Source organism: Coriobacteriaceae bacterium, assembly GCA_025992855.1.
GTDB lineage: Bacteria > Actinomycetota > Coriobacteriia > Coriobacteriales > Coriobacteriaceae > Collinsella.
The window spans coordinates 1-24001 of sequence record DAJPGB010000001.1; the positions used below are offsets into that span (position 1 = coordinate 1).

Genomic DNA, 24001 nt, shown 5'->3' on the forward strand with positions numbered 1-24001 from the left:
AAACGGTCGCGCTCGCAACCGGAAACTATCAGCAATTGAATACGCGTCTGACCTGGGAAATTCAAGCGAACAATTGGCCTAACCCGCAATAAATCCCAGATCAGACGCGTACTCAATCAAAGAGGCGGGCACTCCGAAGTGGAGGCAACGGAGTGCCCAAAGAAAAACCCAGCCGACCAAGACATCAAGTAGCAGCCCATCAATGCCCCGAGATGGTCACGGTGCGATTCACCGACTGTCCGATTGATCGGCTGGGTTTCTGAGGTGCGGCAGATTCCCGTGAAAGAGGAGCGCCGCGTACTTTGGTACGCAAGCGACGAATGAACGGGAAGGTGCCGTGCCTCGGGAAGACAGACAGTTACGCAGACGGCTCCTGCTGCGTAATGCAGTGGATGTTGCCGCCGCCGAAGACGACCTGCTCGGACTGAACGCCGACGCACTTGTAGACGCCCTCGCCCCAGACCTCGTCGTAGATCTTCTGGAGCGTGTCAACGGCCAGCTGGTCGTTCTCGTCGCCGTACTGCGGGACGATAACGCCGTGGTTGGTGACCAGGTAGTTCATGTAAGAGGCGATCAGCGGCTCGTCGGGGACGCGCGGCTCGGCGTTCTCGTCGGCGTCGATGGTGTCGCAGGAAGCCTGGTCCATGAACAGCGGGTTCACGGGCATGCAGAGCTTGTAGACCTTCATCTTGCGGCCCTTGGCGTCAACGGCGTTGGAGAGGGTCTCGTAGGCAGCGTGGCACTGCTCGTAGAACGGATACTCGGGATCGTCGGTCCAGATGCAGGCCATGACGCCCGGGGCGATGAACGTGGCGACGTCGTCGATGTGGCCGTTGGTCTCCTCGGGGTCGATGCCCTCCTTGACCCAGATGACCTTCTCGACACCCAGGTAATCCTTGAGGTGCTCGTCCATGTAGGCGCGAAGCTCCTCGCTCCAGGGCTCAAACTTCTTGTGGTACTTGGGCCAGATGGACTCGGGATCCTCTTCCTCCTCGAGCACCGCAGAGCAGGTGCGGCCCGGGGAAAGCAGGCACTGGTCGGTCACGATAAGGGTGCCCTCGCCGTCGACGGTGATGGAGCCGCCCTCGAGGATCATGTCATCGGGACGATAGCGGCGGCAGCCGGAGAGCTCAGCCATCTTGAGGGCGATCTGCTCGTCCTTGTCCCACGGGAAGTACAGGCCGTCGACGAGGCCGCCGTAGGCGTTGAAGTGCCAGTGGTTGGCGCGCTTCTCGCCCTTGCCGTTGATGACGTAGGTGGCGGCGGTGTCGCGGAACCAAGCGTCGTCGGTGGTCATCTCGATGACGGTGACGTTCTCGTCGTTCTCGAAGACGGCCTTGCAGTTGGCGTAGTCGACCTGGTTGGCGCACATATAGACCGGGGTGAACTCGGAGATGGCGCGGGCGATGGCGGCATACTGCTTCTGGGCCGGCTTGGCGCCGTGGGCCCAGGTGTCGGTGCGGTGGGGCCAGCCCATCCACACGCGATCCTGCGGGGCGAACTCGGCGGGCATGAAGAAGCCGTCGGCCTTGGGGGTGGACTCGGACTCGGTGATCGTACGCATAAGATTTCCTCCAAATCGAACGATCGCTTGCTGCGGGCGGGTTACCCGCAGCCTAAAACCAAGAGATGGTAGGCGCCCGTTCCCCGGCAAAGGTCGGGGCGCCCGGTGCCGGTTTTCACGGAATCGCACCGGCAAGCGACGACGTAACCAAGTGCGCGGAGACAAAACGCACGAAAGATACGGAAGAGAGATTGGGGTGGGCGGTGGTTACCGGAGCTATCGCTCACACCCACCCCGGGGGAATGGTTAGCAAACCTGTCGCTTGGACACGCCTCCGAAGAGGCTAGAGTGCCCGGAGTCGGGAGCGACAAGCCCGACGAAGCGCGCGTTGGTACACGAGGAGGGTTGGAGCCCCAGAACCGGGTGCTCTAGTTCTCCTCGGCCTCGGCGGCCTCCTCAGCGAGACGCTGGGCTGCGAGCTCAGGGGTCAGACCCTTGTACTCGGTCTCGCGGCCCTTAGCGCTGACGACGCGGACGACCTCGCCGATGAGCACGAGCACGATGAAGATGACGATCATCGGGACCTTGTCGCCAATTTCAGCAGCGGAGAACGGGATCAGCGTGGCAACGATGGCAAGAACCAGCTCGATGCAGGGGATGGCCAGCATGACCTTCATCATGGCGCCCTTAAACGGGAACGTGAAGATGCGCTCACGGTTGGGGTCGTTCTTACGAAGGTTGAGGAACGCCGGGAACATCGGGATGTAGGTCAACAGCAGGAAGACGACAGAGGTGCCAAAGAGCATCCAGAAGACACCGTTGGAGATGGCGTCGATGGGAACGAGCTGCAGGCACAGCACCAGGGAGGCAACGACAGCGTTGACCAGGTTGGCGCCGTTGGGCATGTCGTCATCCGAGATCATCGAGGCGAAGACCTTGGGCATGTTGCCGTGCTCGGCAGCGTAGCGAGCAACGGAGTTAACGCCGAAGGACCAAGCGGCCATGTTGGCGAACAGGGTGATCAGGAAGGCGATGCAGATGACCTTAAAGATCATGGAGTCGCCCACCATGGTCTGGACTGCGACGATCATGCCGTAGTCGGGATCGATGGAGTCGGCCGGCACGGCGGCGCCGATGCCAAAGCCAGCGAACAGGTAGATCACGGCGATGGACAGGCCACCGACGATGATAGCCTTGGGGATATCGCGAGCGGGATCGGCCATGTCGTCGGTCATGGTGCAGATGACCTCGAAGCCCATGAAGTTAAAGATGATGATCGACAGGTAGCCGAGAGCGTTGGTGTTGGTGAGCTCGGGCAGGAAGGTGGCAGCGGACATGTCGTTCGCAAAACCGTTCTCCATGGCATACCAAATGCCCAAAGCGCCAACGATAACGGCAACGACGACCTTGATGATGGCGCCACCGTTAAGGACCCACTCGGAGTCGGCCGCCTTGGAGCGGCCCATGAGGTAGACGATCCACACAAAGGCAAGATCGATACCCATCTTGGCGATCAAGTTGAACTCGACGCCAAAGACCATGCCCAAAATGTCGGGGAACATGGTAGCCAGCGAGGCGATCCACAGCGGGTAGTTGACCCAGTAGTAGTACGAGATGCGGGCGCCCCATTTGTCGCCCAGGCCATCGCGTACCCAGTCGTAAATGCCGCCCTCGCCGTCATAGGTGGTACCGAGCTCGGCGACAACCATGCCGTAGGGAAGCAGGAAGGTCAGGATCAGGAAGATCCACCAGAAGAACTGCTGGTTGCCAATGGCAGCAGCAGGAGCGGCGGCCTCGCAAACGAAGACGACGCAGATGATGGTCGAAATGACCGTCAAGAAGGAAAGCTTTTTCTTTCCGTCGCTCATGATGAGCTCCTTCGCTCAGTCTTGGACAGATCCGAGGCCCTAAGGTATTAAGGCAATTGCTTGGGCCTCGGTGAGCGGGCGACAGGAGACGAGCATCCGCCGCCCGCAAACGTGCTTTTAGAAGCCTTGAGGCTTAGAGCTGCTCGAGAGCCTCGAGAGCGGCGTGGAGCTCAGCCTTGGCGGAGTACTCGACACCCTCGTCGTTGAGCGGGGTGCGCTTGCCCAGGGCGGCAAGGAGAGCACGGATGGAGTGCTTGCGGTTCTCGGCCTCGACCCAGCACAGGGAGCGCTCGGGATCGTCCATGACTTCGTCGACGACCTCCTCGTTGCGGGTGGCCGGCAGGCAGTGCATGAACTTGGAGTTGGGGCCGGCAAAGTTCATCATGTCCATGGTGACCTGATACTTGGGATAGAACACGTCCATGTAGTTCTCGCCCGAGACCTCCTCGTCGTACAGGCCATACCACACGTCGGTGTAGATGAAGTCGGCGCCCTTGATGCACTCGATGTCGTCGGAGATGACGACAGAGCCGCCGGAGACCTTGCAGTTCTCCTCGGCGATGGCCATCATCTGCTTGCCGAACTCGGCGCGCTCCTCGACGGTGCCAACGTGCAGGCCGCCGTCGGGAATCTGGTGGCCCTTAGGTCCAAACTGGACAAACTTCATGCCGACCTTGGAGGCGATGAACATGAGGGAGACGCAGACCTGGGTGGCGTCGCCGATGAAGGCCAGGGTGCAGTCCTCGATCTTCTTGCCCTCGGGGAGGTTCTCGAGCATGGTCATGAGGTCGCCCATCTCCTGCGTGGGATGGTTGAACTCGGACATGCCGTTGATGACGGGCACAGCGGAGCCCTCGGCGAGGCCGACGACGTCCTTGTGACGGTCAACGCGAGCCATCATGATGTCGAGCAGCGAGCCCATAACGCGAGCGGTGTCGCCCAGGGACTCGTGACCGCCGAGCTGGATGGTGCCAGGGCCATAGAACTGAGCATGGCCGCCGAGGTCGGTCATAGCGGTCTCGAAGGAAAGACGAGTGCGGGTGGAGACCTGCTGGAAGATCATGCCAAGGCTCTTGTTGCGGAGCAGGTGCGGATAATAACCGTCAACCTTGATGGCCTTCTTCATTGCCAGACCAAGATCCTCGATAGCCAGGATCTGCTCTTTGGTGAAGTCGTTGGTGTCGATGAAATCCTTAGGCAGTGCCATGTCGATTTCCTTTCCGCCGGTCTTGCCGACTATTACTATGAGGCGCTCGAACATCACGCCTCGTGTTGACAAGACCATCATTCACCCGTATGCAATTTTTACCTAGTTTATTCGGGATTAAAGACCGTTCATGGAGTTACACCCCCTCTAAACCAATATAAACCCGCAGGTCAAGAGTTTACAGGGGGTTTACCATCTAGAACCGCGAACGGTATACGGCTATGCTGTATCTCGGCGCCTAATCCGCAATGAAACGAAGGGTTGAGACGTCTATATCCCACAAGGTATACAGAGCTCGGCCATAGAATAAATGAGATGGGACGGTGACAGATGAACACCCTGATGTTCTTCTATACCCTAGCGATACTCGTGATCTGTATTGTGACGGCGGTGCTCTCGCTTGCCGCCTATGCCTCGTCTCGTCGACGCTTCTTTATCTATGGCAGCGGCGTATTTATCTGCTATGCCATCGAGATGACCGAGATTTTCTTTTTTGAATACACGCTGCAAAACCAGAGTTTTCCAGCCAGCGACTATTACTCAATTACCATGCCTGTGTTGCGGACCTTTGTGGCGACCGCTTCGCAGGCTTTTATTTGGCTCATTGCCATGGATTTGCTCGACAAGCATTCAAAAAAGCAGTTTGTCATTCCCGTCGCAACGTTCTTGCTGAGCGAGCTGCTGATTATCGTCGCTGTCCCCTACGGCCCCATTCATCAATGACTCTACTACACGATGCGTCAGGTATTCCTTGTTTTCGTGGGGCTATATATCTTTTGGACGGCACGCAAGAGCACGCAAGTCGAGCTGAAGGCACGCGTTAACAACCAACGAAAGCACCTGATTATCGGCGCTATTCTGGTCGGTTGCATCGTTGCCGAGGATTTCTACAACATTCTGATTGTCCCCATGAGTCTGGCGCCCTCTTGGCTGCAACTATATCTGTCCGAGCGCAACTTTAGCGAAAACGTCTTTGCCTGCTACTTTGCGATTCTGCTGATCATTTACTCCTACCACGTGCTTTCAATCCGCATGCAGGAGGCGCCCGAGGAAAAGAACGTCAGCGATCTTGATCGACACATCGAAGAGCAGATGCCCTTCTATCGCAACGCCTACAAGCTCTCCAACCGTGAGACCGAAGTTATGCGTCTGGTCGTACTGGGCAAATCGAACCAAGAGATCGCTGACGAGCTATTCCTTGCCGTGGGCACCGTCAAGACCCACATCCACAACATCCTGGTCAAAACCGAACAGCAAAACCGCACGACGCTCATCCTCCACTTTTGGAAGCGATAACCTGCCAAAAAGGGACAGGTTTATTTTGGCAGGTTTTATCTGGGCAAACGCCAAAAACCGCCGCGAGGGAGCTACTTTCCCTCGCGGCGGTTTTCTAGCAGTAAAACCAAGTGAGTAGGCTTTTGGCGGGATGCCGAGCACACCTCAAAACGCCACAGCCCTGACCTGCGATTTTATTGAGCACTTGCCGCGATGTGCTCGGCAGATCCAAAAAAGCCTACTCACTTGCATCTGAGATGCTCTAGATACGCAAAATACCGCCGCGAAGGGAGCTGGACTCCCTTCGCGGCGGTTATTCGCTCTGATTTTGCGACGGTTTTGCCCGCTTGTTACTCGCTGTAGCGGGTGGCGATGGCGGCTTGTACCATGCCGGTGCTCATGAGGTAGGTCACCAGGAAGTAACCACCATAGGCTGCCAGGAAGATCGCGCAGGTGAGGCCCACGGTGCCGCCTATGCTCATATTTCCGAAAATGCTCACCAGCTCGATGATCACCTTGAGCGCCACAAAGGAGTGCGCCAAGCCCACTGCCAGCGGGAACAGGAAGAATACCGCTTGCTGCGCCATCACCGAATGGCGAATCTGGCGGTCGTCACAGCCGATCTGTGCCAGCACACGATAGCTGCGGCTGCCGTCGGCCACATTGGAGAGCTGCTGGATCGATAGGATTGCCGCGCACGCAACGACCAGTACAAAGCCAATGTAGATGGCCAGATAGCTAATCATGCCGTTCATCTGCGCTGCTTGCGTGTACATCTCGGAACGCGTGATGAAGACTCCCCATGACCCCGGCTCCTTGCCGTCAACGAGCAGATTGTCGAGCAAGGTGTATTTAATGCTCTCGTCTGCCTCGGTCGTATCCATACCCTGTTTGTAATTAACGAGCAGATTACTGGAATACGGTTGCAGTTTAAGCTGGGACAGCAGCTCATCGGCTACGACCACGGTACCGGGATTGCTGCCCATCGCCGAGTTGGCGATGGCCGCCGTGTCCTCGTCCGACTTATCGGTTGCGGGCTTGAGCGTATGCCCGCCCAAGGTTAGGGCATGGCCGCCAGCCATATACTTGGTGTACAGGTCGCCCAGCTCACCGCCCATATCACACGTGAGCAGATACTGGTCGCGGCCAATGCTCACCGGCTCCTCGCCCATCATCTGGCGCAGTTTGTTGTACTGGCTCGCCGGCGTCACATACAGACCCATCGCATCGGCGTTGCTTCCCTCGAGCGCCTTGGGAAGCTTTTCGCCCATGGCCTTGCACATCTCACCCGCCACCACCGAGGGGCCCGAGCCGCCAAGCGGATAACTCAGATACGAATCGATCTGCACATGCTCACCGGCAACATCGGCGATATTGACCTTCTTGCCGGTCTCGTCGTTGTTGTCCGCCGACTTGCCCTTAATACCGTCTGCAACGTTATCGGGATCTTTACGATCGCCATGCCATGCAGCGTACAAATCGACCGTTGCATCGGCCAGCACCATGCGATCGGCCTCAGACGGATTGACATACTCCTTGTAGTAGTCGAGCGTTTCGGGCGTGTAATAGACATACGTCTGAGACACGTCAACAGGGTTATAGCGCTCCAGATTCTCGTTCATCACATTGGCAATCGACATACCGCAGGTCACCGAGGTAATGGCCAAAAACAGAATCATCGCGATGACGCCCATCGAAAAGCACACCGTATTGACCTTGGCCGAAAGCTGACGCACGGTAAACATATTGAGGCCGCGCCAATACACGCTGCGCAGGCTCTGCAACAGCTTGATAAGCATGCCCGAGAGTCCCCAGAACAGGGCAAAGGTGCCCACTGTAACCATAGCGGTCGTAATGCCAAACTGGTTCATAGCCTCTTGCAGCTTGCTGTCCGTCGCGGTTAGCGGGAACCCATCACGTAGCAGACGGTAATAGGCCACGCCCACAAGCACCACGCCCACGGCAAAGATGGCAATCGCGATCCAGGGGTTGCGTGTCTTGATGCTCTCGTTGCGACGCTCGGCACCCATAAGCTCGATGAGTTTGGTACGGCGCACGGCACGAAGGTTCAGCAGTAGCGTAAGCACAAACATTACGAGCATGCAGGCAAGGGTCAGGTTGAACGCATGCACCGAGAAAAAGAAGTGGAAATTGGCGATCTGTGTCTTAAAGAGCGAGGCCGTAAAGAATGTCATGAGCTGGGAGAGTCCCACACCCAGCACAATGCCGACGACAAAGGCCACAACCGATACTATCACGGTCTCGAGCGCCATGATCGTGGCGACGCGCCCGCGCCCCATGCCGAGCACCTGGTACAGGCCAAACTCCTTCTTGCGGCGTTTCATGATGAAGTTATTGGCATACACCATCAAAAAGGCCATGACACCGGCCAAAAAGTACGTCAGGTAGCCGAGCATGCTGCCCATAACCTGTGCCAAGCCCTCTTCATCGATTCCGGCGATGTCGACCTGCATCGAGATGGTGTTAAAGGCATAGAAGACCGTGACGCCCAGGGTGAGCGTCAAAAGGTAGACGAGGTAGTCGCGGCCGGCGCGGCGGACGTTGCCCCAAGCGAGTTTACAGAGCATCGGAGCCCTCACCGCCCATCATGGCAACGACCTCCATAATGCGGTCGAAGAACTCTCGGCGGTCGGTGTCGCCGCGGCGCAACTCGGTGAAGATCTTGCCGTCGCGAATAAACAGTACACGGCTCGTGTAGCTGGCGGCAAAACTGTCGTGCGTAACCATGAGCACGGTGGCGCGCAGGCGGCGGTTGAGGGCCTCTAGGCTCTCGAGCAGCAGGCGGGCGCTTTTGGAGTCGAGGGCGCCGGTGGGCTCGTCGGCCATAATCATAGTGGGATCGGTGACGAGCGCGCGAGCCGCGGCAACGCGCTGCTGCTGGCCGCCAGACATCTGGTAGGGGTACTTGTCGAGCACCTGGCTAATAGACAGACGCGCGGCCACATCCTGCACGCGGGTCGAGATTTCGGCCGAGTTTGTGCGCGCGATGGTGAGCGGCAGGGCGATGTTCTCGCGTGCCGTGAGCGTATCGAGCAGGTTGGAATCCTGGAAGATAAAGCCGAGCTCCTCGCGGCGGAACTGCGAGAGCTTGGCCTGCTTCATGCGCGTAACGTCCTGCCCGTTGATGCGGATGGTGCCGCTCGTGGCGCTATCGATGGTCGAGACGCAGTTGAGCAACGTCGACTTGCCCGAGCCCGAGGCGCCCATGATGCCAACAAATTCGCCGCGGTTGACAGTAAAGCTGACGTCGTTGAGCGCGCGGGTCACGTTGCCCAGCGCTCCATATACCTTTTCGAGATGCGCGACCTCCAGTACCGGGGTCGCCATGTGCGTGGTTTGCATACCGAGTCCTTTCTTGCGATTAGTCTACGGCATCTATAGTCGCAAGAAGACGAGTCGGCTACCATCGATATGGCTTACGCTTGCCTTACCGTTGTGTAAGGTAGGGGTAGCTACCCTGCCACGTGTTGATGTTGAGAGAGGACTCCTGTTGAAGACTGTTCATGTTGCCGCTGGGATCATTCGCAAGGAAGGATCTGACGAGCTGCTTGCCGTGCAGCGCGGCTACGGCGACATGCAGGGGCTTTGGGAGTTCCCGGGCGGCAAGCTCATGCGCGGCGAGACGCCCGAGGATGCCGTGCGCCGCGAGCTTATGGAAGAGCTGCAGGTAAAGGTCACCAACCTGCGCGATTTCTATACCGTTGAGTACGACTACCCCGATTTCCATCTCTCCATGGAGTGCTATTACTGCTCGCTGGCCGATGAGTCCGGCGAGCCCCAGAAACACGACCGCCAGCTCGATATCCGCTGGATTCCACGCACCTCGCTTGCCACCGTTGAGTGGATGCCCGCCGACAAGGGGCTGATCGATGCCCTGATTGAGCTGAAGGAAGACCGGTTTGAGGCAAGCGCCGCCGATGACGCCGCGCCCAACACGACCGACGAGCCCACCACCAAGCCCAAGCGCAAAACCAAGCGCCGCTCCAAAAAGCGCACCAAACCCGGCTTGCTCGACGGCATCGACACCTCGGACCTCTCCGCCGACGAGCGTGAACTAGTGCGCCGTCGCGCCGCCATCAAAAAGTCCATGAAGGGCAACAAGCGCGCCAACACCAAGCCCGAGCTGCTCGTACGCCAGCGCCTGCGCGCCGCGGGCCTTACGGGCTATCGCTTGGAATGGAAGGTTCCCGGCAAGCCCGACATCGCCTTCCCCGGACGCAAGATCGCCATCTTCGTCAACGGCTGCTTTTGGCACCGCTGCCCCAAGTGCAATCCGAGTCAGCCCAAGCGCAATGTTGAGTTTTGGGAAGCAAAGTTCCGCCGCAACGTCGAGCGTGACCACGCCGCTGTGGCAGCGCTCACCGAAATGGGCTGGACACCCATAACCATCTGGGAATGCGAGCTCAAAAAGGACCGCATCGACGCCACGATGGAAAAGGTTATCGAGCAGGTGCGCGCCGCAGAGCCGCAGCGCTAAAACGAGCCATTCACAGGCCCCGCACGCCCGCGCCACATCCGCGCCACAAACCTTAGAAAGCCCTTAAGCTCAAAACCTTTCAAAGGTGTTATCTGATAGCTCTGACCTGCGGTTTCATCATAATTGCAAACCTCATTAAGCCTTTCTTTAGCGCTTCTTTGCAACGACCGCGGCATAATACTGCCAACGCACGGGACCTAGCAGCACACCCCGTGCGCACCCTTTTGGTGGACATCGAGGAGGCCGCATAAGCATGCATTCTTCCAATGACGCAGCACAGCAGCCATCCCTAAAACATGCAAACCTTTTCTCCTTCCCCCCGACACAGAGAGACGGCCTCCTCGACTCCCCCACCACAAAAGCCAAACGCTCAACTAATCAGAGCCTCAACTTGCGAGCATCGTTCGAAAAGCTCCAAGCATCCCTAGACAAGGCGTTCCCCGAACAGGCAAGGGCAATCTAAGCCCATCGCGCTTTATGCTGATGCCATGCGAAACATGGATCACATAGAATTGCACCGCGGAGGACGCGAGGAAGCGTTTCCCGAGACCGCCGAAGACTGGCCCTATATTGCCGAACGCGCAGAATTCGCTCGCTATCCGGGCAATTCCGTCCCCTGGCACTGGCATTCCGAAGTCGAGCTTTTCTACATGGAGCAGGGGACAATTGACTATCGCACGCGTGCAGCACATGAGCACATGCGCTTTGAGGAAGGGTCCGCCGGCTTTATCAACGGCGGCGTTTTGCACAGCACCCTGCAATCACCCAATTCGGCGCCAGCAATTCAACTGTTGCATATTTTTCAGCCGTCAATGCTTGGCGATCCCGCGGGACGCCTTCAAAAGCGCTACATCAATCCTTTACTACAATGTCGAGGCGTCGATGTACTCAAATGGTCGCCCACCAACCCCGACGATATGCCCTTTATCGATTTGCTGAAGAGCTCCTTTAACCACGATCTTCAACAGCCGCAGAACGAGATGGCGCTTCGAAATAGCCTGTCCGAACTCTGGATTCAGATCTATGCCAAAGCTGAACCGCTCTTTTCCTCCGACGACGCCTCTTGGATGACCAGCCGTGAACTTCGGTTCAGGGAAATTCTGGACTACATCCGCACACACTATGCAGACAGCATAGATGTTCCCCAAATTGCGTCCGCGGTCGGCATCAGCGAAAGAGATTGTTATCGCACCATCAAAGCTTGCGCGGGAACAACCCCGGCCGCGTATCTACGCGCATACCGCATCACCCGCGCTTGCACGCTCTTGACGCACACCACGCGAACGGTACAGACGATCGCTCACCAATGCGGCTTTGCAACGGCGAGCCACCTTGGGCAGGTATTCAAGGAACAAATTGGTTGCACCCCTTCTGAGTATCGAGCCATGAGGCAGAATTTCGATACTACAGGGCAGAAATAACGCTAGCGCTTCCACCTCACCTGTCCCACACTATCAGACAGATGAGAGAAAGGAATGCCATGAAACAATTCGACCATGTCGTGTTTGACGTTGATGGAACATTGGCAGATACAGAAGAAAGCGTTCTGTCATCGCTTGCCCAGATAGTCCAAGAAGAGACCGGCAAAACGCTCCCCCGAAACGAGCTTGAATTTGCCCTCGGCATACCCGGCAAGGATGCTCTTGAGAAACTTGGAATCTACTCGCAAGCAACGTTGGATCGCTGGTGCCACGTTGCCGCCAGCTTTAAAAGCACCATCAGCGTTTTTCCAGGTTTGCTTGAAGTCATCGCAAAACTCGCCGATAACGGTTGCAATCTTGGCATCGTCTCCTCACGTGCGCGCGACGAATACGCAGAAGAAATAGCACCCCTTGGTTTCGATACGTATTTTGAGCACATCATCCTTGTCGAAGACACAACCGAACACAAACCCGCACCCGCTCCCATGCTCGAATATCTCCGGCGTACGGGCGCGAATCCTGGCAACGTCGTCTACGTTGGCGACACCGTCTACGACGAACAATGCGCAACTTCAGCAGGGGTCAGTTTTGCCCGAGCAGCATGGGGATCACACCAAGACATCCCAAACGCCACCTACAACCTCAAAACCCCCAACGATCTACTAACCCTAACAACCAAGTAACCTCCGCGCCCGACCCTATCAGCCCCCAACGCCACAAGGGCGATTGAGCAGGACGGTTTGGGCGGGTCCCGTACTTAGTTTCCAAAATCATTCCGCAGCGCGAATACTTCTTATTATTTTCCGCCCTAACGCCACAAGGGCGACGGCCTCGAGAAGATCAACTTGGGAGGGACGAGGGCTTAGTTCCCCAATCTTTCCGCAGGGGGCAAAAAGCCTCGCCGCACGAAGTGCGCAGCGAGGCTTTTTGCATGCCCGAGGACGATTGGGGAACTAAGCCCTCGTCCCTCCCCGGGAAATGTAGCGAGTAGGAGTACCCTTGCTGTTACTCTGCTTTGCCCACAGAGTTGAGGTTGGTCATGCGAATCTTAACCAGCTCGGTGATCTCGCGCATGCCCTCCTTGGCCGGCTTCTTGGGATCGAAGCAGGCGGGGTTCTCAGCCATGTAGGCCATGAAGCCCTTGGTGTAGGCCTGACGCAGCTCGGTGGCATAGTTGACCTTGCAGATGCCGTTCTTCACGGCCTCGGCAACCTGCTCATCGGGCACACCGGAGGTGCCGTGCAGGACCAGCGGCACGTCGACGGCGTCGCGGATGGCCTTGACCACGGACTGCTCGATGTGCGGATCGCTCGTGTACACGCCGTGGCTGGTGCCAACGCCAATAGCGAGGGAGGTGCAGCCAGTGCGCTCGACGAACTCCTTGGCCTCGGCGGGGTCGGTGTAGGGGCTCTCGCCCTCAACCGCGGGACCGTCGTCCTCCTTGCCGCCAACCTTGCCGAGCTCGGCCTCGACGGGCACGCCCATGGCGCGGCCAGCGTCGGCGACGGACTTGGTCAGGGCGATGTTGTCCTCGAAGGACTCGTGCGAACCGTCGATCATGACGGAGGTGTAGCCAGTGCGGAAGGCCTGCATGCAGCGGTCATAGCCATCGCCGTGATCGAGGTGCAGGGCGACGGGCACGGAAGCGCGCTCGGCGGCAGCCTTGACCATGCCGTAGAAGTAATCCAGGCCAGCAGTCTTGATGGTGCCCGGGGTGGTCTGCATGATGACGGGGGACTTGGTCTCCTCGGCAGCGGCCAGAACAGCCATAACAAACTCGAGGTTCTCGACGTTGAACGCGCCGACGGCGTAGTGGCCGGCCTGAGCGTCCTTGAGCATCTTTTCGGTGGTAACAAGTGCCATGAGCGTTTGCTCCTCTCCCTCGCCCGCATCTGGACATCGGGCGTACGTGTCCGCAAGGCGTTTTACCTTGCGTTTTACTGCGCTCATTGTATGAAATTCGGCGGGTGTGAATGTGCGAGATACCGTCGCTCCGCAGGGCAAGACCCTAAATTTTGAAAAGCAAACGGAAGGGTTTGTGCCGGGCGCACGTGTTCGATATTGAGTTTTGAGCCTTGATTGCCTTTCTTTTATAGAAAAGATAAGTATTCGAAAGGCGTTTTCTTACTCAAAAAGAAAATGAACGAAAATGGACTCAACACAATTCCTGCAAATTTTGCTGAGAATGGAGCTACCATGGCCCAAGTTGCAACCCGAGCTTTTGCCGACGAACGCCGTGCCGCCATCATGGAAATGCTCGAGCATAATGCCTCGGTGCAGGTGGCAGAAATCGCCCAGACCTTTGGCGTGTCCTCTGTCACCGCTCGCGCTGATCTGGACGCCCTCGCTGAGTCCGGCAAACTGCGCCGCACGCACGGTGGCGCCGTGTCGCTCCACAAACGCCTGACCGTCTCCACGCAGGATCGGCGCATCAACGTCAACGTTGCCGCCAAGCAGGCCATCGCCCAAAGCGCCATAGAACTCGTCAACGACGGCGACACGCTCCTCGTCGACTCGGGCACCACCGCGCTCGAATTTGTCCGCCTGCTCGACCAACGCGACGGCATCACCGTCATCACGGCAGACATTACGATCGCTGATTACATCGACGAGAGCATGCCCTCGGTCGACGTCGTCATGCTGGGCGGCGCGCTGCGCAAAGGGCACCGTTATCTGTACGGTCCGCTCACCATGCAGGCGCTGCAGATGATTCACGCCGACCTCGCCATCATGTGCCCTGGCGCCTTTGTCCCGGGTTGCGGCTTTACCACCGACTTTCCGCAGATGGCCGAAACCAAAACGGCTATGATCGCCGCCGCACGCCGAGGCGTCGCTCTGATGGACGCAAGCAAGGTCAACGGACGCGGCATGTACCGCTTCGCCGAACTTGCCGATGTCGACACCATCGTGATGGACCGTGACCCCGAAGGCGCCGTTGCCACCTCAATCGCCGAGGCCACCGATGCCGACGTCCCAGCCCTCTTCCTCGCCCGCGCCTAAATGTAAAAACCACCACAAAGGGCACCTTTGTGGTGGTTTATGTTGCAACTACTGCAAACGCATGGCCTCCTGGACTGCGCCAACCAAGTTAGCATCGTTGCCGAGCTGCGCGGCCTTAATCCGCGGCTCGGGAATACCGGCGAGGCCGCCCTCGTACCCCGCAAGCGCGACGGGCATCTGCTTGCGCAGGGCGTCGATAAGCTCCGGATGGCAGGAAATACCGCCCGCAATAACAAATACCTCGGGATCAATCACAGCCTGAAGATTAACAAGCTGCGCATCGAAGGTGCGCGCATAGCGGTCAAGCGCACGCTGAGCATCAGCATCGCCGGACTCAATCCATTCGAACACTCGACGCCCATCTACGGGAGAGTCCTCCGGCAGCCCCTTTTCGGCAACCGCCGCGTCGCGAAGCGCACGCCATCCGCCCGTACCGGCAAAGGTACTTTCCATGCTCGCCGGACGCGCCACATCGTTGCGCAAGAAGCTAAATTCGCCCGCAAAGCAATGCGCGCCGCGAAGCACCTTTCCGTCGATGACGATGCCGCCGCCGATACCAGTGCCGATAGCGAGCACGACGCCAAACCGCGCGCCGCGCAGCGCTCCCGCCGCGTATTCACCCAGAGCGCAGCACTTGCCGTCATTATTAACGGCGACGGGTACGCCCAAGCGCTCGCGCATGATTTTTCCAAGGGGACATCCATCCATATAGGTGAGCGATCCGCCACGATGAATCGTGCCGTCAAGATCGCCCTCATAGATGCCGCCCGGAGCGCTCACGCCCACGGCCGAAACACGGTTGAGGTACGGTTCAACGAGCCCAATCAGAGATTCGACCGTCTCTTCGGCTGTGGTAAAACCAGTCGGCAGGCTTCCACGCGCGTGGATAGAAAAATCCTCGCCCAACACAGCCCATTTGACCGCCGTACCGCCCACGTCGATACCAAAGTACTCTTTCAAGTCCTACTCCTCTTATCTGCATCCTCAAATGCCGAATGCCGGAACGGAAACCGTCTCGGCATTGGCTAGTCTCGTCTGAGATTGTCTCTACCGCTCGGTCTTTGCCTCGCGAATACGCAGCATCATGTACTGACGGCTCGGCAGATCGATACGGAACTTACCCTCGAAAGTGCCCTCGAGCGTCTCGGCGGCCATGTTCCACGTGTCAATCACGTCGACGGTATAACGCTTGCCCTCAGCGCCCTCGAACTCTCGATACGCCGGGCGATTAAAGCCAAAGTACATAACAACATCGGCAGTCCCGCGGCCATGGTCGTTGGACATGCAGGTAACGTCCCAGGTAAACGTACCATCGAGGACGCCGATCTCGTCGGGCACCCAATCAAAATCATCCGGCAGTGCCTCCATAAAGCGGCGGCAGAAACCGATGCGGTCGGGCGACTCACCAAAGAGCTCGCCGCCATGTGCCCACCAAAGCTTGGGACCGCGGTCGACGTAGGTCTCGCCATGCGTGACATAACCGCCGCGCAGACTGCCCTCCCAAAAACGACGGACGAGCTCCTGGGCCGTAAGGTTGCCCCAGCCCCAGTTGATATTGCCCTCATAGCCGACCTCGTCGATCAGAACCGGCTTGCTATACTGCGCGCGCAGCATGGTGACGTCCTCTGCTGTGTTTTTGAGGTCGCACCTCTGGTAGCTCACGTGCGTAATCCACGGATGGCTGTGGTCAAAGATCTCGCGGCAATTGTGGATGCTGCGCAAGTGTCCATACGGGTCGTTCGCCATGATGATGCGGGCATAGCGGTCCCAGTCCTCAGCCGGCTTCCACGGCATAAGGTCCCACTCATTGGCGAGGCTCCACCAGATGTTCTTGTATGCCGAGAAACGGCGAGCCACATACGCCAGGTAGAAGACATCCTCCTCGCGCGTCATGCGAGAGAAACCCCAGTCCTCGGGCTTATCATACGGGTGCAAAACGATAAGGTCCGCCTGGATGCCCAGCTCGTCAAGTTGTTCAATGCGGTGCTCGAGGTTCTCCCAAAACGGCTCGTAGAAGCGGTAATGGTCAAAGCCGCCCTTCTCGCCCTCGTAAGCATACATCGCCGGATCCTCGACGTTATAGTCGTAAAACTTGGGGAAGACACACATGCGGATTTTGTTAAAGGGCGCTGTGGCGAGCGTCTGAAGCGTCTGCTCCTGCAGCTCGGCATCTTGATTGGTCCACGCATAGCAAGTGGTGCCGAAGGGCAGGTAGCGTGTGCCGTCCTCGTACGCAAAATTGAAATCTTCGTCGGTAATGAACGGAACATTGTGGGCAAGCACATCTTTTGCCAGCAGAACACGACCATGGTTGTCGCCCGTGGCAGGCGTGGCCTCAAAGGAGCCGGCGGCACCATCGAGCGCGGGGTCATTGGAACTCACCACGTAGTTCCAGACGCCGGCACTCTCAGGCATAAAGTTGATTCCATAGTTGCCGTCACCCTTGTAGAAGCCACGGACCTCAAAGCTGTCCATGCCGTCCGCGCGATCGAAGTGTGCCGACAGCTCGACCTCGACATAGGGATTGCCGGCCGCAGTGCCTGCGAGCTCGAGCTTAAACACCTTGTACTGCTCGACGGTGGTCATAATAACGCCTCCAAGTTAAGCGATTGAATAGTCGGAGTCCGTCGGGCAACGTGAACGCTGCCCGACGGAAGGAAAGAGAGTGGCGGATTACTTGGCGCTCTTGATGAGCATGATGAACACATAGCCCACGGCGATGAGCACGATGGAGATCGGGAACGCCATGAAGTAGGAACCGGTGGCGACAACAATTGCCGAAGTCACGATGGGGCCGAGAATCTGGCCGATGGTGTTGGCGATGTTGAGGATACCCAGGTCCTTGCCGGCATTCTCCTTATCGGGCAGGACGTCGACATTGAGCGCCTGGTCCACGGAAGAATAGATGCCGTAGCCAAGACCGGCCAGCAGAGCGAAGCCGTACATGCCAGCAACGGACTTAAGCAGCCAGGGCAGGGCGATACCAGTGCACATCATGATCGTTGCAACGAGGATGATGGGCTTGCGACGGCCGATCTTGTCGGAGATGGCGCCCGAGGTGAGCGAGGCGACAAGCGACACGACCATGATCACGACGGACATACTCGAAAGGACCGCGCCGGCTTCTGCCACTGGAAGACCGATGTACTTCTCGAGGATGTATAGCTGATAGCCGTTGATACAGAAGTAACCAAAGATGAGGAGAAGGCGGCCAAAGAGTGCCAGGTAGAAGTCGCGGCAGTTCTTGGTGGGCGGAACGAACATGAGCAGCAGCGACTTGAGGTTGAGCTTCTCGGACTGCTCGCCCTCGGCAAGCGTGGCAGACTTCTCGCGCGGCCAAATAATGGTGGCAAGGATGCCGGTCAGGAACCAAGAAACTGTACCGATAATAAAGCCGGGCACCGGGTTGGAGAGGAACTGCGTACCGATGATGGTGCCGATAGACTGACCAGCCGTTGCACCGCCGCCATAGAAAGCGGAGAGCGTACCGCGCTTGTTAAGCGGAATACGGTCGGAAAGCACGGCAACAGCGGGAGCAAGCATGCAGTTAAGACCAATCTGCAGCACACACCAGGAGGCGACGATCATAGGAAGCGTGGTGGCAACCGAAGTGCTCCAGAAGGCGCAGCCGCAGATAAAGCCGCCGACAACGATAAACGGCGTGCGCTTGCCAAAGCGGCTGTGGCAGTGGTCGGAAAGTGCGCCAAAAACAAGATTCGAGAACAGGGCGAAGATCGAGCCGACCGAGTTCATCGCCGCGAGAATCGCCTCGGGCTGGCCGATGTTAAGGCCGTTAAAGCGCTCGGGGAACAAGACGTTGGAGCCGATCGTGCCCGACATCATCCACATGATTCCGAAGATGATAAAGCCGATCATGAAGCGCCATGTCTCGGTTTTGGTCATGGGCCTACCGGTGTCGGGGGCAATGGCGTTGGGATCAATCGCCGTTGACGTTTGGGTTGCCATTTTGACAGTTCTCCCTTCAAAGATGTTGCCTGTACAGTTCACGGAATCAGGGTGGCGTAAAAGGGGTCGAAACGCCACCCCTAACGGACGCGATATGGGGTACGCCGCCGTGAACTGCTCGAAGTTTACTTACTGAATAGTAAGTAACTTCTTCGATTTGCATAATAGCCCTCCACAACGGTTACTTAGTGGTTAGTAAGTGGTAATTGGGATGAACGGTCGATTTTGCCGTTTAAACGGTGTTTACTTTTGTTGACAGCTTCATTGCACCGTCTTATTCGAGGCAAGTTGGTCTAGCATCGAGTGAAGCAAGAGCAGTACGGGGCCGACGGGCGCCGATACATGAGATATGGATTTTCATGAACAACGATCAAGAGAAGAAATCGGTCCGAACGGCCTCGAGGCGCAGCAATGCCGCGCAGGAGCGCCTTGAGCAGATTGTGCTCGCCGCCGTCAAGATTATTAACGCACGCGGCTACAACGGCATGTCGCTCCAGGCCGTCGCAAACGAGGTGGGAATCACCCAAGCAGGCGTGCTTCACTATGTGGGCAATAAACAGGGCCTTTTGCTCGAAGTTATCCAGCATTATTACAAGCAAAGTTCTGATATCGATGACTACCTCACGCTGTTTGCGCCCGGCGGTGCCTTTGAGGGGCAGAAGCCGAAAATACCCGAGTATCTGCGATTGATCGTCGCAGAGAACGCCAACCAGCCCGAGCTCGTCATGCTGTTTCAAACCCTCAACACCGAGGCGATGTCACCCGAAAGTCCGATGCACGAGTATTTCAACAACTATTCACGCGAGGCAACCCACCCATCTTGGGTCCCGGCATGGTCGGTACCCAACGGCGTCGATGCCGAAGAGACGCTCTCGTGTGCCCTTGCCGCCATGTACGGTCTCGAAGGTCGTTGGCTCGCCCGTCCAGACGAAATCGATTACAAAGCAGAATGGGCCAAATTCGAGGACGTCCTCTTCCCTCTGCCGATGTGGGAAAACTATCGCTAGCGTAAATAACTGGGTCCCGAAATCTCAAACCACCACAAAGGGCACCTTTGTGGTGGTTTGAGCGGCACGGCGGTTCGCTCCGCCAGTTTGTCTCAATCTGTAACAACTGGACCCCTAAAAGCCGGCTAACTGTTACAGATTGAGATAGTCCCGCTCGACCCCCGCCCTTAATCTAAATCTGTAACAGATAGAGTCGATTTAGCCACCCAGATGCTACAGGTTGAGACAGTTGGATACGAAACGGTCTTCGCAGAAGCGACCTTCTAACAAAGAGACGCTACATATTGACCGAAGCCCGGCAGCGCAAACTCAAAACGTCCCTGTAGGGGTTCTTCAATCACTCCTGCCTCAATCAGACGTTTTTTATACGTCGAAATCGAACCGGAGCTTTTCTTAAGCCTCGCAGCCAATTCTTGCCTGGTCGTTGTCCCCTCCGGATTCATTGCACGAAGGAAATCCAAGTCCCCCTGTGAAAGTTCCGCCGCAGTCGAGGCAAAAACGCGCGATTCGAGCTCCTCTTGCGCAAGCTTCGCGCCGCGTTCGACGTCTTCAAGGGAAACCTCAGCCGCCTGGCGCGAAGCGTTCCACGCCCGATATCCCACCAACTGGAACATAAATGGAAAACCATCAATTGCCTCGGCAGCACGGTCGACCGCCTCATCGGAAATCGATTTGCCACCGTCTTCAATCGTCAGCCGGAACGCTTCTTTTACCTCAGTCGGCGAAATAGATCCCAGCGAATGCTGGGCAGCGCGACGAAGAAACGATGTCGATTTTCCCGTCAGCAACGCCAGCACGCGAAACGGCAGCCCCGCCATAAGCAAAGCTACCTTTTTGTTCTCGCTCACAAAATGTTGGTAGGTGGTAACGAGCTCCGTCATTTGAGCAAACGATGCATCAACTTCGTCAACGGCGATAAGTACCCCGGTGCCAGTCGCTTCAAGCTGAGCAAACAGAGCGTTCATCTTAGTACGCCAGTTGGCGCCCTCAAATTCAATATCAACGTTTTCCCAGCTCATACTTCCTATGGAGGCAATCCCAACACTGTTCACACGCCTAGAAGCGGGCTTTTCGATCAGATGGGCGGCCGATTCGTTGAGGCGCTGCAGAATGTCTTCGAGCATCCCGTCCGAAGCCGTCACATTCGCCGTAATCCAGCCTTCTTGCTGGGCGCGGTATGACAGATATGCCAAAAGGGCCGTTTTGCCCGTCCCGCGCGCGCCGTAGAAAATCGAGCATAGGTTGGGGTCGGAATCGGCGCTTTCAAACGCCAGCACCATATCATCAATGATTTGCTCACGGCCGGCCATGTATGCCGGTACACGTCCAAACATCGGCGTGAACGGATTTGCCTGCCTGTACGCTGTCGCCGCCGCCATAAAACCTCCTTTGAACTCACGTAATTCCATTATGCCCTACAGCCCTTGATTTCTTTGAGCCTCCTTGATTTTTTTGAGCATCTTTGAGTTCCTTGAGCATGCTTGAGTTCTTTGAGCGAACGGCCGACAGCAGAACCAACCGTCCTCTTCGACTAAAAGCAAAAACCACCACAAAGGGGACAGGCACCTTTGTGGTGGTTTTGGCGGTAGAAGCGAGCGCGTTGTTACTTGGACAGCTCGTCGGCGAGAGCTTCGATCTGGGCGCGCGATGCGTCGTTGAGCGAACCCAGGACGGTCACCTTGTTCTGCGTCAGGGTGATGTCCTTCATGCCTTCGAGCTCCTTGGTCATAACCTTGGCAGCTGCGGGTGCCCAGGAGCCGGCCTCGACGAGCGCAACGGTGCGGTTCTGGTAGGCATGCTCGGCGAGCGTGTGGATGAAGGTGCTCATGAACGGGAAGATCTCGCCCTGATAAGTGATGGAGGCGAGCACTAGACGGTCGTAGCGGAACGCGTCCTCAACGGCCTCGGCCATGTCGTCGCGAGCCAGGTCGAAGACGGAGACCTTCTGGCCGCGAGCCTCGAGTGCCGCGGCGAGCTCCTCGACGGCAGCCTTCAGATGGCCGTAGACGCTCGCGTAGGCAATCGTGATGCCCTCGTCCTCGGGCTGATAGCTCGACCAGGTGTTGTAGGTGTCGAGGTAGTAGCCCAGGTTCTCGGCCAGCACGGGGCCGTGGAGCGGGCAGATGATCTGGATGTCCAGATTGGCAGCCTTCTTGAGCACGGCCTGCACAAACTTGCCGAACTTGCCGACGATACCAAAGTAGTAACGGCGCGCCTCGCAGGCCCACCCTTCCGGATCCTCGATGTCGTTGGCGCCGAACTTGCCAAAGCCGTCAGCGCTAAAGAGCACCTTGTCGGTGGCCTCGTAGGAAAAGAGTACCTCGGGCCAGTGCACATTGGGGGCGCCGACGAAGGTCAGGCTGTGACCGCCCAGGTCGAGCACGTCGCCCTCTTTGACGACCATCTTGCGCTCGGGATAATCGGTGCCAAAGTAGTTGACCATCATGCGGAAGGCGCCCATGCTGGCCACAATCTGGGCCTGGGGATAGCGCTCCATAAAGGCGGAGATGCCAGCGGAGTGATCGGGCTCCATGTGGTGAACGACCAGGTAATCGGGCGTGCGGCCATCGAGCACGGTCTCGATGTTGCCGAGCCACTCGTCGACAAAACCGCCGTCGACCGAATCGGCGACAGCGATCTTCTCGCCCAAGATAACGTAGCTGTTGTATGCCATACCGTTCTCGGACACGTCGTACTGGCCCTCGAACAGGTCGATGTCGTGATCGTCGACACCAACGTAGCGGATATCCTTGGTGATCTCCATCAGGCAAAGCCTCCTAGATAGACAAAAGAACCCGTCTATCATAGCACTCGGCTGCACCCCAACAGCTATCTGCCGGCATCCTTACCATTTGTTATTGAAGCGCAGCAACGTGCCGTTTACCTGCACAAACTATGCACGCGGAGCCGCCGCGCTATGTCGGACGATGAGCTGGCCCGGAATACGGATCGCAACGGTTTTGCCCGGCGTCCCCTCCTTGGGAACTGCATGCTCAAACACCTCGCGTCCGCGCTGATGCAGATCGAACCGCACGGTCGTGAGCTCGTTGTGCGCGACAAAATCATCGAGCGAATCGTCGACACCCACCACGCTCACGTCCTCGGGCACGCGTAGGCCGCTATCGCGCAGCGCAGCGATGGCACCATTTGCCATCTGATCGTTTGCCGCATAGATCGCCGTCATGGTGCGGTCGTGCTCTGCCAGATACCTGCCGGCCTCGTAGCCGCTGTTGGCAGACCAGTCGCCCTCGAGCGGTTCTGCCGGCTCGATATGTCTGCGCTCGAGCGCGTCTTGCCAACCGGCGCGGCGGAACTGCTCGTCCACCGAGAATGACGGGCCGCCGATATAGCGAATCTGCTCGTGGCCAAGCTCAAACAGGTGATCCATAAGCAGCAGCGAGCAACCGTAATGGTCGGAATCGACCGTGGTCACGCGCGGATGCGCGTACATGGTAACGATGACCGTGCCAATGCCCGGCAGTGGATCAAACGTCTCAAAATCGGGTGCCATGCGACTCATGCCGATAATGATGCCGTCCACGGGCAGCGCAGCCATACGACGCGTGGCCTCGGCAAGCGAAAACTCCTCGGTCTTGGACATCTCGACCAGCGTGATGGCGCAATTATGCTCGCGAGCAGCGCTGGCGATGCCGTCGATCATTGAGAGGTTACCAAACTTGGTGACATCGTTGACGCACAGGCCGACCGAATGGTAACGGCCGTCGCGCAGCGAGCGACCGGCATAACTCGGACGAAAGCCGAGCTCTTGCATAGCGGCCTGCACGCGCTGGCGCGTCTGCTCGTTGACGTTGGGCAAGCCGTTGGCGACGCGCGAAACCGTCTGCTGCGAAACGCCAGCAGCGCGGGCGACGTCGGCCATGGAGACCGGACGCGAACTGGTATCGTTGGACGGGCGCCTTGCCACAGGATCACCTTCACCCTTGCGAGATCTGAATAGCGTGCATGCCAACCCGGGCAGAAATACACCCCGCGCCGAGGCCCGCTATCGTCGGACGCATGTTAACGTACTCTACTTTTTCTATCTGCATCTCTTCTGCTTTATAAGTCCATACGGCAGTACCGTTCACGGCTGTATTTCTACCGATTACCAGATTCTCAAAAAGTGACAATCGATGTGTTATGAGTACGTTAACATAGCCCGTAACGTGCGGCATCGTGAACACTTAGTTCATGCCGCTTCAAGTTGTTAACGTACTCATATCGACGCAAAACTCATCCGCGCGCGCCAAGGAAA

19 protein-coding genes are annotated in these 24001 nt (G+C 57.6%); 7 read left to right on the plus strand and 12 right to left on the minus strand.

Annotated elements, in window-relative coordinates:
* Positions 1-358: 358 nt before the first annotated feature.
* The 3 genes from OIL88_00005 to ptcA form a co-directional block, all read right to left on the minus strand.
* Positions 359-1564: an agmatine deiminase family protein gene (locus OIL88_00005; protein ID HJI70773.1), complete on the minus strand. Its 1206-nt coding sequence runs from the start codon at positions 1562-1564 to the stop codon at positions 359-361.
* A 368-nt stretch (positions 1565-1932) separates the two neighbouring features.
* Positions 1933-3372 carry an APC family permease gene (locus tag OIL88_00010; protein HJI70774.1) on the minus strand — a complete coding sequence of 480 codons (1440 nt, stop codon included), beginning with the start codon at positions 3370-3372 and terminating at the stop codon, positions 1933-1935.
* A gap of 133 nt (positions 3373-3505) precedes the next feature.
* A complete protein-coding gene (gene ptcA / locus OIL88_00015; protein ID HJI70775.1) occupies positions 3506-4579 on the minus strand; it encodes a putrescine carbamoyltransferase in 1074 nt (357 codons plus the stop codon).
* A 330-nt stretch (positions 4580-4909) separates the two neighbouring features.
* Between ptcA and OIL88_00020 the strand changes: the two genes are divergently transcribed.
* A complete protein-coding gene (locus OIL88_00020) occupies positions 4910-5302 on the plus strand; it encodes a hypothetical protein (protein HJI70776.1) in 393 nt (130 codons plus the stop codon).
* A gap of 12 nt (positions 5303-5314) precedes the next feature.
* A complete protein-coding gene (locus OIL88_00025; GenBank protein ID HJI70777.1) occupies positions 5315-5875 on the plus strand; it encodes a LuxR C-terminal-related transcriptional regulator in 561 nt (186 codons plus the stop codon).
* A gap of 329 nt (positions 5876-6204) precedes the next feature.
* Here OIL88_00025 and OIL88_00030 read toward each other — a convergent pair whose 3' ends face one another.
* Together OIL88_00030 and OIL88_00035 are read right to left on the minus strand one after the other, a co-directional pair.
* Positions 6205-8442 (minus strand): ABC transporter permease, encoded by a 2238-nt coding sequence (locus OIL88_00030; GenBank protein HJI70778.1) that lies wholly within the window; start codon positions 8440-8442, stop codon positions 6205-6207.
* Positions 8432-9202 carry an ABC transporter ATP-binding protein gene (locus tag OIL88_00035; protein HJI70779.1) on the minus strand — a complete coding sequence of 257 codons (771 nt, stop codon included), beginning with the start codon at positions 9200-9202 and terminating at the stop codon, positions 8432-8434. The genes OIL88_00030 and OIL88_00035 overlap by 11 nt, the downstream gene beginning before the upstream one ends.
* Positions 9203-9365: 163 nt before the next feature.
* On the opposite strand from OIL88_00035, the gene vsr reads away from it, so the two are divergent.
* From vsr to OIL88_00050, 3 genes are all read left to right on the plus strand, one after another.
* Positions 9366-10352 carry a DNA mismatch endonuclease Vsr gene (gene vsr, locus OIL88_00040; GenBank protein HJI70780.1) on the plus strand — a complete coding sequence of 329 codons (987 nt, stop codon included), beginning with the start codon at positions 9366-9368 and terminating at the stop codon, positions 10350-10352.
* Positions 10353-10840: 488 nt separating this feature from the next.
* The gene (locus tag OIL88_00045; protein HJI70781.1) at positions 10841-11773 is read left to right on the plus strand and encodes a helix-turn-helix domain-containing protein; all 933 of its coding nucleotides are present in this window, start codon (positions 10841-10843) and stop codon (positions 11771-11773) included.
* 59 nt (positions 11774-11832) lie between these two features.
* Positions 11833-12456 (plus strand): HAD family hydrolase, encoded by a 624-nt coding sequence (locus tag OIL88_00050; protein ID HJI70782.1) that lies wholly within the window; start codon positions 11833-11835, stop codon positions 12454-12456.
* Positions 12457-12778: 322 nt separating this feature from the next.
* Here OIL88_00050 and OIL88_00055 read toward each other — a convergent pair whose 3' ends face one another.
* A complete protein-coding gene (locus OIL88_00055; protein HJI70783.1) occupies positions 12779-13636 on the minus strand; it encodes a class II fructose-bisphosphate aldolase in 858 nt (285 codons plus the stop codon).
* 333 nt (positions 13637-13969) lie between these two features.
* Here OIL88_00055 and OIL88_00060 point away from each other — a divergent pair, with 333 nt between their 5' ends.
* On the plus strand, positions 13970-14773 hold the full coding sequence (locus OIL88_00060) for a DeoR/GlpR family DNA-binding transcription regulator (protein HJI70784.1): 804 nt from the start codon (positions 13970-13972) through the stop codon (positions 14771-14773).
* A 48-nt stretch (positions 14774-14821) separates the two neighbouring features.
* Here OIL88_00060 and OIL88_00065 read toward each other — a convergent pair whose 3' ends face one another.
* The 3 genes from OIL88_00065 to OIL88_00075 all read right to left on the minus strand — a co-directional run bounded on the left by OIL88_00065 (position 14822) and on the right by OIL88_00075 (position 18739).
* Entirely contained in the window at positions 14822-15733 is a 912-nt protein-coding gene (locus OIL88_00065; protein HJI70785.1) for an ROK family protein, read from the minus strand.
* An 87-nt stretch (positions 15734-15820) separates the two neighbouring features.
* On the minus strand, positions 15821-17359 hold the full coding sequence (locus OIL88_00070) for a DUF5605 domain-containing protein (GenBank protein ID HJI70786.1): 1539 nt from the start codon (positions 17357-17359) through the stop codon (positions 15821-15823).
* A gap of 87 nt (positions 17360-17446) precedes the next feature.
* Positions 17447-18739, minus strand: coding sequence for an MFS transporter (locus OIL88_00075; GenBank protein HJI70787.1), 1293 nt, complete (start codon positions 18737-18739; stop codon positions 17447-17449).
* Between the two features lie 359 nt (positions 18740-19098).
* On the opposite strand from OIL88_00075, the gene OIL88_00080 reads away from it, so the two are divergent.
* The gene (locus tag OIL88_00080; protein HJI70788.1) at positions 19099-19746 is read left to right on the plus strand and encodes a TetR/AcrR family transcriptional regulator; all 648 of its coding nucleotides are present in this window, start codon (positions 19099-19101) and stop codon (positions 19744-19746) included.
* Between the two features lie 263 nt (positions 19747-20009).
* Here the strand turns inward: OIL88_00080 and OIL88_00085 are convergent, their stop codons facing one another.
* From OIL88_00085 to OIL88_00095, 3 genes are all read right to left on the minus strand, one after another.
* Positions 20010-21155, minus strand: coding sequence for an AAA family ATPase (locus tag OIL88_00085; GenBank protein HJI70789.1), 1146 nt, complete (start codon positions 21153-21155; stop codon positions 20010-20012).
* Positions 21156-21349: 194 nt separating this feature from the next.
* Positions 21350-22510 (minus strand): FprA family A-type flavoprotein, encoded by a 1161-nt coding sequence (locus OIL88_00090; GenBank protein ID HJI70790.1) that lies wholly within the window; start codon positions 22508-22510, stop codon positions 21350-21352.
* A 129-nt stretch (positions 22511-22639) separates the two neighbouring features.
* Entirely contained in the window at positions 22640-23626 is a 987-nt protein-coding gene (locus tag OIL88_00095; GenBank protein HJI70791.1) for a LacI family DNA-binding transcriptional regulator, read from the minus strand.
* Positions 23627-24001: the final 375 nt, after the last annotated feature.